General features: G+C 41.2%; 17 protein-coding genes and 2 riboswitches. Of the genes, 5 read left to right on the top strand and 12 right to left on the bottom strand.

The window, feature by feature from the left end:
* Positions 1-50: 50 nt before the first annotated feature.
* Complete coding sequence (gene phnC / locus AB685_RS10135; protein WP_047970496.1) at positions 51-824, bottom strand: phosphonate ABC transporter ATP-binding protein; 774 nt, start codon at positions 822-824, stop codon at positions 51-53.
* 78 nt (positions 825-902) lie between these two features.
* Complete coding sequence (locus AB685_RS10130; protein ID WP_047970495.1) at positions 903-1,841, bottom strand: phosphate/phosphite/phosphonate ABC transporter substrate-binding protein; 939 nt, start codon at positions 1,839-1,841, stop codon at positions 903-905.
* A gap of 374 nt (positions 1,842-2,215) precedes the next feature.
* Here AB685_RS10130 and AB685_RS10125 point away from each other — a divergent pair, with 374 nt between their 5' ends.
* The gene (locus AB685_RS10125) at positions 2,216-2,947 is read left to right on the top strand and encodes a ZIP family metal transporter (RefSeq protein WP_047970494.1); all 732 of its coding nucleotides are present in this window, start codon (positions 2,216-2,218) and stop codon (positions 2,945-2,947) included.
* A 36-nt stretch (positions 2,948-2,983) separates the two neighbouring features.
* On the opposite strand, the gene AB685_RS10120 is transcribed toward AB685_RS10125, so the two are convergent.
* Positions 2,984-3,175 (bottom strand): aspartyl-phosphate phosphatase Spo0E family protein, encoded by a 192-nt coding sequence (locus AB685_RS10120; RefSeq protein WP_047970493.1) that lies wholly within the window; start codon positions 3,173-3,175, stop codon positions 2,984-2,986.
* A gap of 229 nt (positions 3,176-3,404) precedes the next feature.
* Here AB685_RS10120 and AB685_RS10115 point away from each other — a divergent pair, with 229 nt between their 5' ends.
* Positions 3,405-4,175, top strand: coding sequence for a divergent polysaccharide deacetylase family protein (locus AB685_RS10115; protein ID WP_047970492.1), 771 nt, complete (start codon positions 3,405-3,407; stop codon positions 4,173-4,175).
* A 37-nt stretch (positions 4,176-4,212) separates the two neighbouring features.
* Here AB685_RS10115 and cbpA read toward each other — a convergent pair whose 3' ends face one another.
* From cbpA to AB685_RS10080, 7 genes are all read right to left on the bottom strand, one after another.
* Positions 4,213-4,851, bottom strand: a complete 639-nt coding sequence (cbpA, locus tag AB685_RS10110) for a cyclic di-AMP binding protein CbpA (protein WP_047970491.1) — start codon at positions 4,849-4,851, stop codon at positions 4,213-4,215.
* 108 nt (positions 4,852-4,959) lie between these two features.
* A complete protein-coding gene (locus tag AB685_RS10105) occupies positions 4,960-6,297 on the bottom strand; it encodes a CoA-disulfide reductase (protein ID WP_047970490.1) in 1,338 nt (445 codons plus the stop codon).
* 590 nt (positions 6,298-6,887) lie between these two features.
* Positions 6,888-7,421 (bottom strand): cupin domain-containing protein, encoded by a 534-nt coding sequence (locus AB685_RS10100; RefSeq protein ID WP_047970489.1) that lies wholly within the window; start codon positions 7,419-7,421, stop codon positions 6,888-6,890.
* Between the two features lie 50 nt (positions 7,422-7,471).
* Entirely contained in the window at positions 7,472-8,110 is a 639-nt protein-coding gene (locus AB685_RS10095; protein ID WP_047970488.1) for a methylthioribulose 1-phosphate dehydratase, read from the bottom strand.
* Entirely contained in the window at positions 8,107-8,772 is a 666-nt protein-coding gene (locus AB685_RS10090; protein WP_047970487.1) for a 2-hydroxy-3-keto-5-methylthiopentenyl-1-phosphate phosphatase, read from the bottom strand. The genes AB685_RS10095 and AB685_RS10090 overlap by 4 nt, the downstream gene beginning before the upstream one ends.
* Positions 8,769-10,013, bottom strand: a complete 1,245-nt coding sequence (mtnW, locus tag AB685_RS10085; protein WP_047970486.1) for a 2,3-diketo-5-methylthiopentyl-1-phosphate enolase — start codon at positions 10,011-10,013, stop codon at positions 8,769-8,771. Before mtnW ends, AB685_RS10090 begins: the two co-directional genes overlap by 4 nt.
* A 260-nt stretch (positions 10,014-10,273) precedes the next feature.
* A riboswitch (SAM riboswitch) is annotated at positions 10,274-10,379 on the bottom strand.
* 101 nt (positions 10,380-10,480) lie between these two features.
* Positions 10,481-11,653: a pyridoxal phosphate-dependent aminotransferase gene (locus AB685_RS10080; RefSeq protein ID WP_047970485.1), complete on the bottom strand. Its 1,173-nt coding sequence runs from the start codon at positions 11,651-11,653 to the stop codon at positions 10,481-10,483.
* A 98-nt stretch (positions 11,654-11,751) separates the two neighbouring features.
* Between AB685_RS10080 and AB685_RS10075 the strand changes: the two genes are divergently transcribed.
* Positions 11,752-12,534 carry a carbon-nitrogen family hydrolase gene (locus AB685_RS10075; RefSeq protein ID WP_047970484.1) on the top strand — a complete coding sequence of 261 codons (783 nt, stop codon included), beginning with the start codon at positions 11,752-11,754 and terminating at the stop codon, positions 12,532-12,534.
* A gap of 534 nt (positions 12,535-13,068) precedes the next feature.
* Here the strand turns inward: AB685_RS10075 and cspD are convergent.
* A complete protein-coding gene (gene cspD, locus AB685_RS10070; RefSeq protein ID WP_047970483.1) occupies positions 13,069-13,266 on the bottom strand; it encodes a cold-shock protein CspD in 198 nt (65 codons plus the stop codon).
* 303 nt (positions 13,267-13,569) lie between these two features.
* Positions 13,570-13,729: riboswitch (SAM riboswitch) on the top strand.
* 111 nt (positions 13,730-13,840) lie between these two features.
* Here cspD and mtnK point away from each other — a divergent pair.
* Both mtnK and mtnA read left to right on the top strand, forming a co-directional pair.
* Positions 13,841-15,034: an S-methyl-5-thioribose kinase gene (gene mtnK / locus AB685_RS10065; protein WP_047970482.1), complete on the top strand. Its 1,194-nt coding sequence runs from the start codon at positions 13,841-13,843 to the stop codon at positions 15,032-15,034.
* Positions 15,035-15,040: 6 nt separating this feature from the next.
* A complete protein-coding gene (gene mtnA / locus AB685_RS10060) occupies positions 15,041-16,090 on the top strand; it encodes an S-methyl-5-thioribose-1-phosphate isomerase (protein ID WP_047970481.1) in 1,050 nt (349 codons plus the stop codon).
* Between the two features lie 499 nt (positions 16,091-16,589).
* Here the strand turns inward: mtnA and AB685_RS10055 are convergent, their stop codons facing one another.
* Positions 16,590-17,171: a metalloregulator ArsR/SmtB family transcription factor gene (locus tag AB685_RS10055; RefSeq protein ID WP_047970933.1), complete on the bottom strand. Its 582-nt coding sequence runs from the start codon at positions 17,169-17,171 to the stop codon at positions 16,590-16,592.
* Positions 17,172-17,281: the final 110 nt, after the last annotated feature.

The following is a 17,281-nucleotide window of genomic DNA, read 5'->3' as shown; positions in this document are numbered from 1 at the left end:
TTTTGTTTTTGCAGGAAGGAGTGAAGGTGGTGTTTTAGTCTCTTCTAGCTTCACTGTTCTACACCTCCGCGCAAATCGTCTTCCCGAATTGCACGACCATAAATTTGTTCGAACGTTTTTTCCGTTACTTCCGATACAGGTCCGTCAAACACTACTTCTCCTGCTCTCATACCGATGATGCGATCCGCATATTCCATCGCCATATCAATAAAGTGAAGGTTTACTATAGTAGTAATCTTGTCCTCTTTATTGATTTTTTTCAAATAAGTCATAACCTGATGGGAGGTTGGAGGATCAAGTGAAGCAACCGGCTCATCAGCCAGAATGTATTTTGGTTTTTGAGTCAAAACCCTTGCAATACTGACACGTTGCTGCTGTCCACCACTAAGTTCATCAGCACGGTTATAAAGCTTCTCCTCAATATTTACACGTTTCAAACTTTCATAAGCCAGTGCCATGTCTTCTTTTTTGAATAGATTGAACATGGAACGCAATGTTCCTGTATATCCTAAACGACCAGCAAGTACGTTTTTCAGAACATTCGATCTTTTTACAAGATTATAGTTCTGAAAAATCATTCCCACTTTAGTTCGAAGTTTTCTAAGATCAGTGTTACGGTAAGCCAGAATGTTTTGATTATCTACATTAAGTTCTCCGGAAGTTGGAGTAACCAATCGGTTGATACTTCTGATGAAAGTTGATTTACCTGCACCGGACAGGCCGACAATAACAACAAATTCGCCCTCATTGATTGTTACATTAATATTCTTCAACCCTTGCGTTCCGTTCGGGTACACTAAGGAAACATCTTTGAACTGTATCATGTTGCAAACCCCCTCAATTCTATACATACAAACAAAATAGGGGAAGCAACCTCCCCCTAGATTGCGGACCTTATTAAATTAGAAAGAAATTGAATCTTTGAATTTTTCATACGTTTCTTTTACAACTTTGTATTCTTCATCAGATGCTTCACTGATTGCATCCCAGTTGTAAACGTCGTTCATAATTTGAATCATTTCTTCATCGTCATTGAAAGAAAGGAATGCATCTTTAATTTGTTGAACCAACTCGTCATCAAGCTCTTTCGTCACAGAGATTGTGTCGTTTGGAATATCTGCAGTGTAACCAAGAATTTTCAGTTTTTCCATAATATCAGGGTACTCTTCCTCAAGTTTACCGATACGTACATCATCAAAAGTAGTCGCTACGTCAGCGTCACCTTCATATACTGCGATTGCAGCTGTATCATGTCCACCAGTTTGAATTGTGTCTGAGAAAAAGTTAGTTTGTAAATCTTGTGTGCTTGCAATATCAAACTCATCCATTAATTGAGAAGCTGGGAAAAGAAAACCAGATGTAGAAGTTGCATCTGCATATGCCCAAACTTTACCTTCCAAATCAGCTAATGATTCGATACCTGAATCGGCTCTAACTACATATTGAGCTTTATAAGTACCGCTTCCGTATCTCATAGATTTTAAGATTACTTCAGCTCCGTACTGCTCGTTAGCGAGAACATAACCAAATGCAGGAATGAAACCAACATGTACAGTGTTTGAACCCATTGCTTCGATTAAAGCAGTATAGTCAGTCATAACGCGACCTTCCACTTCCACTCCTAATTCTTCACCTAAACGGTCCGCCAAAGGTTGTACAGTGTCAGCAATTTGATCTGAATCTTGGGAAGGTACAAATCCCATTACGATCTTTTCCGGTTTAATTTGCTCTCCGGAGTCCCCATTAGAACCGGAATTCTCAGTGCCCGAGTTGTTGCTGCCACATGCAGCCAAGCTGATTGCTAGGATCGCAACCAAAAAGATGGATAAAAACTTTTTCATTCTTCTTTTTCCCCCTAAGAAATTATGATGGTGTTCTCTCACAATTAAAATTATAACGAATCTATTAGATGTAAGGCTACATTTTTTTCTGTTTTTTTACAAAATGTTAAAAATATTTACTTTTCATTGCATTATTATCAGCTTTTTACTATAACTTTAACAATCTCTTTACACTTAATTAATGTTTTCGACATTAATCTCATGTTTTCACGCTCTAAAATGAGGAAAGAGGTCAGATGATTGATGAGAGACGACATGCCTTCAATCCGAATGTGGTATATATACTATAGTTATTAGCTAGGTAGTTGTATCTCACAGAATTATTGGTACAATATCTATATCGCAAATACACTTAGATAAGAGAGGAAATAGATATGAAAGAAGCTTTGTTAGGAAGTGTACTGGCGGCCATGTCCACCGGTGTTGGTGCCTTACCTATCTTATTTTTGAAAAATACGTTGACCCATCGGTGGAAAGATACGTTACTTGCATTTACGGCTGGAATTATGATGGCTGCCGCCACTTTAAGTTTAATACCTGAAGCTCTTTCATATGGAGGGTTCCTACCGTTAGGAATCGGGTTGCTTTTAGGTGTCTTTACATTGACACTTCTGGAAAAGTCCATTCCTCATATTGATTTGGAACATAGTATAAAAGGGATAGCTTTTGATCAAAAAGCGATGCTCATTGTTGCGGCAATTACCCTGCACAATATCCCTGAAGGCCTTTCAGTTGGGGTTAGTTACGCTTCTGACGCAGAAGAGACAGGAAACTTGATAGCATTTGCGATAGGATTGCAAAATGCTCCGGAAGGATTTCTCGTGGCATTATTTTTAATCAATCAAAAAATAACAAGGATGAAGGCTTTTATCGTAGCAACTTTAACTGGGGCAGTTGAAGTACCAATGGCAATACTCGGCTACTATTTGACTTCGGTGGTTGCCTCGCTTGTTCCATATGGACTAGCTTTTGCTGCTGGTGCAATGTTATATATCATTTATAAGGAACTGATTCCAGAAAGTCATGGTGACGGACATGAAACGTCTTCAACATACTCATTTATAATCGGTCTTCTGTTCATGATCTTTTTAATACAAATTTTCTAGCCGTTCTTGTTGAGTGGCTTTTTTTTCCGCCAAATATTAGTATTCAGATTGTTTTTTCTCGTAAATTATTTCTTGGTATTGGTAAATCAACTTGTCGAGATCCTGGCTACATTTCACAGTCTGTTCACTGATATAACCAGTCTTGTTTGCAACTGTCATCATATTATCCCTTTTTTCCTTAATTAGTAGTAACAGTTGATCTACATACCCTTCATATGACAATGTCATTCGCCTCTTCTCTCTCTAAATTCCACAATTGAAATTATTACAATGATTTCTATAATTGTAAATAGAATCGCAAAGTTAGACATTTTTTTCATTGAATTTTTTTCGACAGTTAGGATAAAAATAGTACAAACAACCTAGAGAGAGTAAGATTGAATACAAAACTTAGCAAAAGTAAGTCGCAAAATTTGTCGATAGCTATGTACTATAGAATGAGAGAAGCAGGTGGGTTATGAAATGTTTGGTAGTTGGAATCATGAGCTTTGCTGTTGCGTTTAATGCCTCTTTTCTAACGGCATCCGCAGAGCACCATTCAAACAAAGTGGCCATTGTCATCGACGACTTCGGCAACAATATGAAGGGAACAGAGGAGATTCTTCAATTGCCTGTATCGTTGACAGTTGCTGTCATGCCTTTTTTATCATCAACCAAAAAAGATGCTGAAATGGCACATCGTTTAGGTCATGAAGTGATACTTCATCTGCCAATGGAGCCTCTAAAAGGGAAAAGAAGCTGGCTTGGTCCTGGAGCCATCACATCCAACCTCTCAGACAAAGAAATCTATAAAAGAGTAAATGAAGCCATTGATTCTGTCCCTTATGCAGTAGGAATCAATAACCACATGGGATCAAAGATAACCGCCGATAAACGTATTATGAAAGTGATCCTTGGCATATGTAAAGAACGCAATCTATATTATTTGGATAGTAAAACGACTAAAAAGAGTGTTGTTGCCGAGTTGGCTACGGAAATGGGAGTACCTTTTTTGGAGAACGAGTTATTCTTTGATGAAGTATTTACTACGAACCACATTGTAAAACAGACCACCCAGTTAATCAAAAAGACAGAAGTGGATGATTCCATCATTGCCATTGGACATGTCGGGGTGGTCGGTGAGAAAACCGCAAGTGTTCTGAAACAGTATATACCAAAGTTAAAGGATAAAGCGGAGATTGTCACATTATCGAACATATTAATTGATAAAGAAATACTGATATATTAAAAAACGAGCAGTCCCGTGATTTGGACTGCTCGCTTTATTATTTTTGCACATCAATTTGATCGACATGTGTAACACGGAATTCCTTTTCTCCGAGCTTCTTAACCAATTTGTCCAGCTTTTCCTGCGGCAATTCTGCAGGAAGGTTCACAATGATACGACGCAAGTATTTCTCCCCATTATCAAGTGTCAGCATACCATCTATGTTGACGTCCTTCATCATCGAAACGAGGTCTTTAATTGCTCCCTTATGTTCAATAGTTGCAATCGTGAGGGTATATCCACCAGTTTTCATTCCGAATGAATCGGCAAGAACATCCATGACATTTGCATGTGTAAGAATTCCGAGAAATTCCTTTTCCTCATTTAAAACAGCAATAAACGGGAGACGTTTAATGGTGAAAAACGCTTTAAAGAAGGAATCATCCTCAAAGATGAATGCATCTTGATTTTTCAAGAGCACTTCAATTGAATCTTCTCCACTCCCCTTTTCTTCGTAAAGATAATCAAGAAGATGGACTTTATAGACAAGGCCAAAGAAGGTATGGCCGTCATTCGAAAGAATCGGAATGCATCGGTAACCTGTATTCTTGATTTTTTCATAGGCTTGTTTAATCGTATAAGTCGGTTCACAGTATTGAACCTCATGCTTTGGCACAAAATTGTATCGGACCTTCATTTGTGTCACTCCTTCATCAATATGTATGTCATAAAACTACTATAACATTAGCATATTTAGGTTTTAAGGTAAAGAAAATTCATAATATTATAACTTCTTGATCGCTCCCTATTTTGCTGCGTTCGCTGCGACCTGTACCGCATCCCAAACCGTTGCATACGGTGGTGCATAGCAAAGGTCAAGCATTCCGATTTGTGTGGTAGTCAATCCACACGTAATTGCCGTTGCGTAAACGTCCAGTCGTTTTGCAATGGAAGTATCCTTTCCAATAAGTTGTGCACCAAGCAGCTTTTTTGATACTTTTTCATAAACTAGTTTGATATGGATGGTTTCTGCGTCAGGATAGTAGGAAGCATGATTATTTGTTTCAATGCTCACACTATCATAGTCCATTTCTTCTTTTTTTGCTTCTTTTTCGGTCAGACCCGTCATAGCTGCAGTCCATTCCATTATCTTGACAACATTCGTTCCGAGTATCCCTGAAAAACTGGTTGGAATTCCAGCAAGGTTATCAGCAACCACTCTTCCGTGCTTGTTTGCTGTTGTTCCTAATGCGATATTGACAGGTTTGTTTAGAAGAAGGTGATTGCTTGTGGCACAATCACCGGCTGCAAAGATGGATGGAAGGCTCGTTTGCTGATGCGAATCAACAATGATGGCACCATTATCAAGCATATCCAAGTCCAGATCCTTAACAAACTCCGTGTTAGGTTTATTCCCAATATTAACTATTACCGCATCCACTTTATAAGAATCTTCATTTGTCTCAATATGTGTCACTTTTTGCCCGGACATTCTAAGTTCTTTCACTTCTTCACCGGTCCGGATCGAAACACGTCCTTGCAAAGAATCCGCAATGATATTGGCCATATCTTCATCATAATTTGGCAAAATCTGATCTTGAAGCTCAATGACCACAACCTCTTTCCCCAACTCCATCATCGTTTCTACCAGTTCCATTCCAATATATCCACCACCGATGATTCCTACCTTTTTCACCTCTGTGTCCAAAAAATAATCCCGCATTCGGATGCCATCATTCAGTGTTTTTAATGTGTGGACATTGGTAGCCTCCTCTGGTATGAAAGGTGGCACAATCGGCTTGGATCCCGTTGCAATCAAAAGTTTATCATAGCTGACACCTGTTTTCTCTCCTGTCTTGAGGTTTTTTACTTCCACTTTTTTATTGTCGGCATCAACATTGATTACTTCATGATGGATATGAACCTGGATGTCACGTTCTTCAAATTCTTCCACGGTCCTTGCCAAAAGATCTTCATGGGATTTCGTCACCCCCGATATGTAATACGGCAAACCGCATGCACCATATGATACATGTGAATCTTTTTCAAATACGGTAATTTTCACCGTCTCATCCAATCTTCTCAATTTGGAAGCCGCACTCATTCCTCCTGCTATTCCACCTATAATAACAACATGCTCCATTGTGTTTCCTCCTAAAGATGTTCTTCTTTATTTTCTACCATTATATTCCCTCTTAGAGGATAAAGTAGTCATGATTAATTGCGTCTGGGCAAAAGTTATATGGAGTTCGTTTGACTCCTGCAGCTTTCCTTTAATACTGCATCAGTAAAACTAAGAAAAACCAGGAAAAACCGCCTAGTTGATTGTAGTGGAAGGCGCGCAGACTCCCGCGGGAGGAAGGGACAGGTAAGACCCCGCAACGGAGGGGGCCACTGAAAAAGTACTGAATTTTAGTTCTTTGGTAAACACCGCTGTTGATTTCCGCAAATAGCTTCGCTTTCCGCGGGGCGACCTTGAGCCTCCTCGGGCTGTGCCCTGCGGGGTCTCAAGATTGTCCTACTCCCCTGCAGGAGTCTACGCTATTTACTCCAATCCACAGCTAGAAACCATTAAAAACAATTCGTTTTCAGTTTTTCAGTGCTCTCCAACGGAGTGAGGAGGCTTACGGACCGCCCGCAGGAAAGCGAAGCGCCTGGAACGGGAATCAACAGAAATATATACTTACTTCAAAAAAAGATGACCCTCAATGCGCAAGGATCACCTTTTCCAAATCAGTGCTTTACTTCCTCTTTCTCATAAATTGGTACCCAGCCCTCTGTTGTGACGAAGATTCGAACCGCCACCACTTTGCGGTCATCCATTAGAGTGAAATAGTGTCGAACATTCGGGGGTACAGAAATCAAATCACCTGGCTCAAGCTCTACATCGAAGAATGAACCATCCTTCCCTTGAATAACGAAGATCCCATGGCCGCTTACAATAAAACGCACTTCATCATCGGTGTGGTGATGCTCTTTGTTGAAGTTCTGCAGAAGCTGCTCCAGGTTCGGTGTTGTTTCAGATAAAGAAATGACATCTTGTGCTTTGTATCCTCTTTTTAATGAAATCGCAGCAATCTCATTCTTAAAAACCGTTAAGATTTCTTCCTTGTTCTCATCGGATAATGAGAAGTTTTCCTGTAGATGTTCTGGAAGCTGGGCAATATCCCAGTTTTCATAGATTACTTCATTTTCATTTAAGAAGCTTTCCACTTGTTCCTTTCCGCTGATTCTTTCATTGGTTTCATGCAATCTGATTTCTGCCATGATTGTTTCCTCCTTTAAAATTTTTATCTCATTGGATGATGTTGATGTAGTTATATGGATATTTTGGGTTGCACCAAGTTTTTTACGCTGAGGAGCTTCAGGTGATAGGAAAATAGGAATTCCCATGCCTCCAGATATTTCTTTGCTTCAAAGGCTGTTCTTCCCCAAACGGTTATTCCATGATTCCTTATAAGAACGGCCCCTGCATCAGCCTTCACATACTGGGAGAATTCTTCCGACAATGCTGGTATCTCGGCATGATTCCTTATAATCGGGATTTTCACTTCAGCATCCTCCTCCCAGATACCGAAGGCTTTGATGATTTCCTGTCCTTTAAATGTAATTTCACCATAGTCACCGTATAATTCGGATATTACATTATTGTCTATAGTGTGGACATGCAGGGAACAACCTGCAGCCGTCTGCCGGTACACCATAAGATGCAGCAATGTTTCTGCTGAAGGCCTCAATTCTGTATTTCCCACGGCTTTTCCTTGTTCATCCACAAGCAGAAAATCCTCTGAGGTTATCTTTCTCTTATCCTTACCACTTGCGGAAACGAGGAATTGCAACGGCTCATCTGACACTTTTATGGAAAGATTTCCACTTGTACCAAAAAACCAGTCACGTTCAGCCAACTCTTCTTTCACATCAGAAAGCTCTGTCCACTTCTTCACCAATTGACTCATGCCGTCACCTCCCTTTTTTTCAAAATTTCCATTACATCAAAGAATGTTTCAAATGGTAAGAAAGGAATGGAGTACTCCTCGCACTTTTCGATCAGGAAATCCCTGGCTATCACCTGATCTGCAAGTTTTGCCGCTTCAAGATCCGTGATGGAATCTCCAATAACAATTTTATAGGTGTTTGGTTCTGCAAGCTTTCGAATAATCGATGGCTTGCAGCAGCCACAATCGTTCTCACATCCAGAATCACATGAATGAGGCCAAAGGATGTTTATTTTTTCCCCTGTAAAGTCGGAGCCGTTGCAATAGATGTTCTCTTCTTCCACCAACTCTTCCAAAAGTGGTTCAACAAAGAAGTCTATGCCTCCGGAGACAATATAGAGCGGGATTCCCTCTTCCTTGGTGAAAGCGACAAACTCTTTGAAACCTTCCCTGATTTCAGCATGATTAATAATATAATTGCTGATATCCTCTTTCTGGTCGGAAGGAAGTAGAGCAAACATTTTCCCCACTCCTTCCTTGATGGAAATCTCCTGGGATAGCACTTTATCCTTAATATCGTCCCATTCTTTTGGGGCGTATTTTTTCATGATGGCAATGATATTATCACTATTGGTGATGGTTCCATCAAAGTCGCAAAAAATCATTTGCTTTTTCACTGTCATTTGGTAACCTCCACACTTCCCCACTGCTTGAGGGCAACTTGCAGCTCAAAATGCGTTTCCGAGTAGCCAGCAAGTGTATGGCCTCCCAATACCGCTTCCACCGCTTGTCGGAAGGCTTTCCCCCCGGCTGCAGCTCCAAGTTCATGACCGTGGACCCCTCCTCCTGCATTGATGACTGCATCGTTTCCAAAGTCCTGATAGAGCAGCGGAACCAATCCTGGATGGATTCCTGCTGAAGGCACAGGCAAGGTCGCTTTTATCTGAACGTCCTCTTCTGTTAGTGCATCACGTATTCCCAGAGCCTGTTCTTTTGGCAATGCAACACTTCCGTAAGGGGAAGGGAACAAGGAAAAGTCAGCTCCTGCATATCGTAGTAATTTTCCCAACAGTAGTTCATTGGAAATACCGTAAAATTCAGATGGTGTTACCGCCCCACTAACTGCCGGATGCGCCATCATCGGAATGGACACTTCCTTGTCTTCCGCAAGACTTTGTAGTGTATCGAGGCCATATGCAAAAACATTGAATAACAGAAAATCGGCACCGAGTTCTGAGGCCCTTTTCGCTTTATCTTTAAGATCAAATGTACGACCTGTCAGGTTGACTGCATATCTTGCACGATGACCTGTCTCCTCTTTCACTTCCTCCAGTATCCTTCTGCCTTCGGTTATCCGCTGTTCGAACGGGGTAAGTTCGTTTTCAAAAAGTATCTCGTCATCCTTGATGAAATCCACTCCTCCTAGCGCCTGCTCCTTCAACTGATTGCTAAGATAGCCGAGGTCCCTGCCGATGACACCTTTAAATATACTCATGATAAAAGGTCTATGATGAACCCCTGTAACGGAACGTAGTCCTTCTATTCCGAACTTCGGCCCAGAATAAGTACGCTTCAAGTCATTCCCGAACTCTAGGTCAATCAATTTTATCTCTCCATCTAGTGACAATTTGCCAAATACAGTTGTCAAAATGGCAGGAAGGTCATTACTGAAATTCACGCCTGGATAAGCAATTTTTACGATTCCACGAGTAACCGTTTTTCCCAAATAAGCGTTCACCCTGTCACTTGAAGAAAGTTCTTTCACGCTTACAACTCTGCCTTTATGCTTTCTTAATTGCTCTTGTTCAAGCTGTGGAAGGTCTGTCCACGATCCGATTGTAAGCCCAAGTGCGATTCCTTCCGCTTTTTTCACAAGGTCATCTTTATGGTCATGAACCAGATAGGTTGCTAGAATTTCTGACATTATGTACACCCTTTCTCTTTTAAAACATAGGCTCTGTTAAACACCGCTGTTGATTTCCGCACCGGGCTTCGCTTTCCTCGGGGCACTTGTGGAGCCTCCTCGGCAAGCCTGCGGGGTCTCCACTAAGCGCTACCTCCCGAAGGAGTCTCCGCCCTGTGCTACAATCAACAGCTAGAGTCCCTATGATTAAATTGGTATTTTAAGTAAGTTGAAAACATAAAAAACCCCTTCGATAAGAAGAGGTTAGTACACCTAACATCCTCTTATCTATCAGCCTCGTGCTGCAAGATTTAGCACCGTGCTTATTGGAATAAGTCGGTTGCCGGGTTTCATCGGGCTAGTCCCTCCACCTGCTCTTGATAAGATTGGATAATATATTATTTTTGCTCGGTCATTGAGCCAATTTTTCAATTCATAAATTCTAGTTGAGATTATGCCATCATTTTGAAAGGTTGTCAACAGACTATTCAGAAAATCTTTAATTCTCTGATCCGTTGAACTGCTTCTTTCAATCTTTCGGTAGTTGTCAACAAACCGACACGTACATATCCATCACCATAAGCACCGAACCCTTTTCCCGGTGCCACCACAACATGGGCTTCATAGAGCAGCTTGTCCGCAAATTGCTCTGAAGTGAAACCTTCCGGGACCTTTAGCCATGCAAAAAAAGATCCTTTCGGAGCCGTTACCTCCCAGCCGATCTCCTGCACTCCATGAATCAGGACATTACGTCGTTCTTCATACAAATCCACCAAGTCCTCTACGCATTGTTGCGTATCAAGCAATGCCGTTACAGCAGCTTCTTGAATCGCACCAAAAATACTGACATACATATGATCCTGCAGAAGGTTGATGGCTCTTATGACACTTGCATTCCCAACAGCAAATCCTACTCGCCAACCGGCCATATTAAAAGTTTTCGACAATGTGTATATTTCTATGCCGACATCTTTCGCCCCAGTCGTCTGAAGAAAGCTCTTCGGTTTTTTTCCATCAAACCCGATAGCACCATACGCGAAGTCGTGTACAACACAAATATCGTGCTTGTTTGCAAGATCCACGGTTTTTTTGAAAAACGCAGAAGTCGCAACTGCCCCTGTCGGATTATTAGGATAATTGAGGAACATAAGCTTTGCTTTTGCTAAAACTTCCGGATTGATGTCTTCATAGTTTGGTAAAAAATGATATAATTCTTTTAATGGCATGTATTCCATTTTAGCTTTTGCCAATGCCACACCGGACCAATAATCCGGATAGCCAGGATCTGGGACAAGCACCGTATCGCCTTCATTCAGTAAGCACTGGGGAACTTCCACAAGTCCTGCTTTACCACCAAAGAGAATGGCAACTTCCGTATCCGGATCTATGTCGACGTCATATTCCCTTTTATAAAATGTCGCGATGGCTTCTTTGAAAAATTGGTGTCCCTGAAATGGTGAATATTTATGATGATTCGGTTTATCCGCTGCTTCCTGCAACGATTTTACGATATGTTCTGGCGTAGGTTGGTCAGGGTTTCCTTGGCCAAGATTGATGACATCATGCCCTTGTGCCATAACGCTTCCCACTTTTTCAACCAAAGAGGCAAAAAACTGTTTCGGCAATCTATTTAAAAGTTCAGATTGTTGGAAATGTTTCAACTTGTTCACCTACTTTTAAAATTCTTGAAATCCTAGTCACAAATAATATATTGTTAGAATCAACTTGTAAAGTATTTTTTCTACGGAGGGATGGTCTTATGAACTGGAAAATAGCTTGTATTCAATTTGATATAGCCTTCGGTGACCCCGAAGCAAATATAGAAAAAGTGTGTGAATTATTGAAGAAGGCTGGAGCCGACAATCCCGACATTATTGTTCTACCTGAACTCTGGTCTACAGGTTACGATCTGAGCCGACTTGATAAAATAGCGGATTCCGGCGGTTTCGTCACCACAAAACTCCTGAAGTCCGCAGCAAAAGATCTGGATGCCCACATTGTTGGTGGCTCTATTGCCAAGAAGACAAATAAAGGAATCTATAATACGATGCTCACTGTAAATAAAGACGGGGAAGTTGCAGGGGAATATAGCAAGCTGCACCTATTCCGGTTAATGGATGAGCACCACTTCCTGCAGCCAGGCAAGACGGATGGCATGTTCGAACTTGACGGGGAAACCTGCGCAGGCTTCATCTGCTATGATATCCGCTTTCCTGAATGGATACGTGCCCACACCACTAAAGATGCTAAAGCGATTTTCGTTGTTGCTGAGTGGCCTTTGGCGAGGGTAGACCATTGGCGCACCCTACTTATCGCACGCGCTATCGAAAACCAGTGCTATGTAATTGCATGTAACCGATCTGGTGCAGACCCTAAAAATGCCTTCGCAGGACATTCCATGATTATTGACCCATGGGGCGAAATATTGGCTGAAGCTGGTGAAGGAGAAGAAATCATCACAGCTCAAGTTGACTTGTCTAAAGTGGACGAAGTTAGAAAAAGAATTCCAATTTTCGAAGATAGAAGACCGCAGTATTATTGATTCGGTTAGCTATAAGTTAATGGCCGCATAACGAAAAAGCAATTAATGCTTGGAGCTGACTGAGGATTCTTCACGTCCAGTTCCAAGCTACTTTTTTTGAATAACTAACCGAAATGGATCCATAGCACATACATGGAAAGCGGCCTTGACCAATCTTTTGTCAACACAGACTTATAGTTCCCTCTTGTCCTCTACATTTCAAACTCTTAAGCGCATATTTCAACTTCACATCCATACTACATCCCTCTTTCTTTTTCATCCCCCCACTCAGATTGTTTTTCTCTTTAGTATAGTTACTTTTTTCAACCGTTAAGCGGGAGCAATTCCCCCATATATCACAGCAATCCCTCCATCATCTCAATAATCCCCCCAATAAACAGCGTATTCCCCCCATTTTAGACAGAATTCCAACCAGAGAACTAGATATTCCCCCCACAAACGAGTGTTTTTCCCCCATTACTAAAAAAAACATATACAGCCCAAAACAAAAAGGACCCCGAGATGGAGTCCTTTTCTATTTGGCTAGCATTAGCATTATTTTGTAACGTTAGCAGCTTGAGGTCCACGAGCGCCTTCAACGATTTCGAAAGAAACTTCTTGACCTTCTTCTAAAGATTTGAAACCATCGCCTTGGATTGCGGAGAAGTGTACGAATACGTCGTCTTGACCTTCAACTTCGATGAATCCAAAACCTTTTTCTGCATTGAACCATTTTACTTTACCTTGTAACATGTTTGTTCCTCCTTGTGGTTTACCCACGTAAATATTACTATTCTTGCTCTTTTAAACACTTCAAGACGAAAACTTGTTTCTGACTTTCCATATTCTCGAACAAAAATAATAGTTTAATAATAACAGGTTTCCTCCATTTTTACAAGATATTAAGCAAACAATTCATACAATTCCATCTAATTCTTCGAAATTGTCAAATTGCTATTTTAAAAAATCTGTTGACATATTCCTTACCGACTTGTTATTATTTTCAACAAGCAATAATTTTCACACAATTTAATACATTCGCGAATTTTTTGCGATCTCTTATCAAGAGCAGGTGGAGGGATTTGGCCCGATGATACCCAGCAACCGACCGTAATACTGTTGTGAGACAGGGCGTTACATACATTGTGACGCCGAACGTAAACGTTCATAAGGCACGGTGCTAATTCCAGCAGAAGAAATTTCTGGCAGATAAGAGGGGAGAAGTCAATCCTTCAAGCCTCTTTCTTATGGAAAGGGGCTTTTATTTATGAAAAATGGCCCCTCACTCATTATATAAACAATACTTTAAGACTCGGGGGTATTTAAAATGACAATAACTGCGACCGCAAAATATGAACCATTAACAGAAACTACAGCCGTATCACTGGCAAAGGACTTGGAATTCTTTAGAGAAGGCGCGCTACTTCATTGCCGGGAAATCGGCGATGGAAACTTGAATCTCGTGTTCCATATCAGAGATGAAAATAACACAGGTATCATTATCAAACAGGCACTTCCATATGCCAAAGTGGTCGGTGAGAGCTGGCCGCTTACCCTTCAACGTGCCACAATAGAAGGAAACTATCTGAAGAATGCTGCGATACTTGTCCCAAATCTTGTTCCGAAAGTATATTACACAAACGAAGCATTGGCGATCACGATCATGGAAGATCTTTCGCATCTTGAAATTGTAAGAAATGGCTTTATCAATGGCAAGGATTACCCCTTGCTTTCCAAGCACATTGGGGAGTATTTGGCCAAAACTTTATTCTATTCTTCGGATTTCGGTTTGAACCAGCAGGAAAAAAAGAATCTTCAGCAACAATTTGCCAATCCTGAACTTTGTAAAATAACGGAGGATCTTGTTTTCACAGACCCTTTCTTCGATAGTGAGACGAACAGTTATGAACCAGAACTTCTTGGTGCAGTTGAAGAACTTTGGAAAGATGAGACAGTAAAGCTGGAAGTAGCGAAACTGAAATACAAGTTTCTGACAAACGGGGAAGCACTTCTACATGGAGATCTTCATACTGGAAGCATTTTTGCAAGTGAAATTGATACAAAGGTAATTGATCCGGAATTTGCTTACTTTGGTCCCATCGGATTTGATGTAGGTCAATTTTTTGCCAATGTTTTAATACAGGCCATCACTAGGGGAGACGAAAACCGCTTAGCTATTATCGCACATCTACATCAAGTCTGGGAGGCTTTCACTACCACTTTCACCGACCTTTGGAAAACCGAGAGCGTGGAGCAATTCACCGTAACCCCAGGTTATTTAGATTATGTGTTAAAAAAAGTTTTTGCGGAGGCGATCGGCTTTGCTGGATGTGAAGTTATTAGACGGACCATAGGATTGGCACATGTAGCAGACCTTGACACCATCCAACCCTATGCAAAGCGCATTTCAACAAAGCAAAAGGCATTGGACCTTGGAAGATTATTAATTTTGGACGCAATAACCTTCAAGAATACAAAAGAGATTGAAGCATCATTTGAGAATGTTATAAAGGGGAATTAACGAATTATGACTATAACTCTTAACTTGCCACTATCTGTAGAGTGGAAGGATACGTATATTCGATTATTAGATCAACAGAAATTGCCGCAAGAAACCGTCTTTCTTGACCTGAAAACGATCGGTGATGTGCATGATGCTATTGTCACATTAAAAGTAAGAGGTGCACCAGCCATCGGAATTACTGCCGCTTACGGACTTGCGCTAGCCGCAAACTCCTATGAAACTGATAATCTGGCTGATTTTAATATCCTGTTAAAAAAGGATAAGGACTATCTTGCTTCCTCCCGCCCAACTGCGGTCAACTTGTTTTGGGCGATTGACCGGCTGGTGCAAGTCGCATTGAAAGCTTCATCTGTAAACGAAGCAAAAACAATTCTCGTTCACGAAGCCATCCAGATCCAGCTTGAGGATGAAGCCACATGCCGACAAATCGGAGAGCACGCTCTTACCCTTTTTCGGAAAAATGATAAAGTCCTGACAATCTGCAATGCAGGGTCTATTGCAACAGCAAGGTATGGCACCGCATTGGCTCCTTTTCACCTTGCGAAAGAACAGGATTTCCCTCTTAGTGTTTTTGCGTGTGAAACTAGACCGGTTCTACAGGGAGCACGTTTAACCGCATGGGAGCTGCAACAATCAGGTGTGGATGTCACTTTGATTACTGATAACATGGCTGCCCATACAATTAAAACAAAAGAAATCGCCGCCATAATTGTCGGGGCAGACCGTATTACCGCAAACGGGGATACTGCGAACAAAATCGGTACATATGGTCTTGCCATTCTAGCAAAATACTTTGGGATTCCCTTTTATGTTGCTGCACCATTATCTACTTTTGACCTTTCCAGAAAGAGCGGAGAAGAGATTGAAATCGAAGAAAGAGATTCAAAAGAGATCACCCATCTTGGGGGCCACCTAATCGCCCCTGAGAGCATTCCCGTTTTTAACCCGGCGTTTGATGTAACACCAAATGACCTGATTACCGCCATCATTACGGAGAAAGGGATTATCCAAGGTAACTACACCGAAGCTATCCCAGCCTTATTCGATAACTAACACAACAAAAACCGGGCAAATACCGCCCGGTCCTCTTGAAACAAAATATCATTAGATGTTTGTTTAATCACCGCTGTTACTTTCCGCAAATAGCTGCGCTTTCCACGGGGCGACCTTGAGCCTCCTCGGCGTTGCCTGTGGGGTCTCAAGATTGTCGCTACTCCCCCGTAGGAGTCTACGCCATTTGCTCCAATCCACAGCTAGAAACCATTCACCTCTTTTAGATAGTTTTTATTTAACCCTTCGGTGAATGATATTACCTTGTTGATTGGAGTGGAAGGCGCGCAGACTCCTGCGGGAGGAAGGGACTGGAAAGACCCCTGAAGCGTTGTGAGGAGGCTTTCGGACCGCCCGCGGAAAGCAAAGCGCCTGGAACGGAAATCAACCGGTTTTTATCCTTTCGTACCTTTCACCAAAAGGATCCATTTCAGCAAATGGATCCTTTAAATATGTATGGATAGTAGTACTACTTATAGTTCTGATGTTGTTCTCGTATTTCTTACTTAGCCCACATTTCCCTAGGATTCAATTCATAAATACCCGCTTCCCTATACATATAATGATTGATGATAAATTCCCTTCTTATCGTTGCAAAGTCCTCATGAAACTGTTGAATATGCTCATTTATCTCCTTCTCACTATATTTCTTTCCTAGTTCCAAACCTTTTACGATGTGTTCAAAAATAATCAATTTCTTCTTCCTTTGCGCCGGGATGGTTTTTAACGTTCCGTCCTTCGCAAGAAAGTTTTGCAGGATCTGCTCCCTCTCCTTCAGTTCTTCCATTGTCTTTTCCCCTTTGCCACTCCTACTTAAGACGATAAACAGACCTTCATGGTGAATCTCCAAAGCCTTCTGATTCAAGTAGTAATAGACCGTATTTTTTTCTCTTCTTTCATAAACCGCACTTATCTCTTTCAGTTTTGAAACGTGATGAGAAATGGTGGGCGGTTTCACTCCTAATCTTTCTGCAAGTTCTTGTCCACTTAGAGGTTCCTCCTCCGAAGCTAATAAAACCAACAGCTTGATTCTTGTTTTATCACCCATCACCTTATAGAAATTCACAAGCTTATCCAGTTGCAGAACTCTCAACCCCCTATTCAAATAGATTCGATGTTTATCTAATTAGATATTAATCTAATCTACTGGAATTTTCAACCCTTTTTCTTCCCCTTTTTTAGAATTGTATCTTT

This window comes from Bacillus sp. LL01 (genome assembly GCF_001037965.1).
This window is presented reverse-complemented; position numbering and strand designations above follow the sequence as displayed.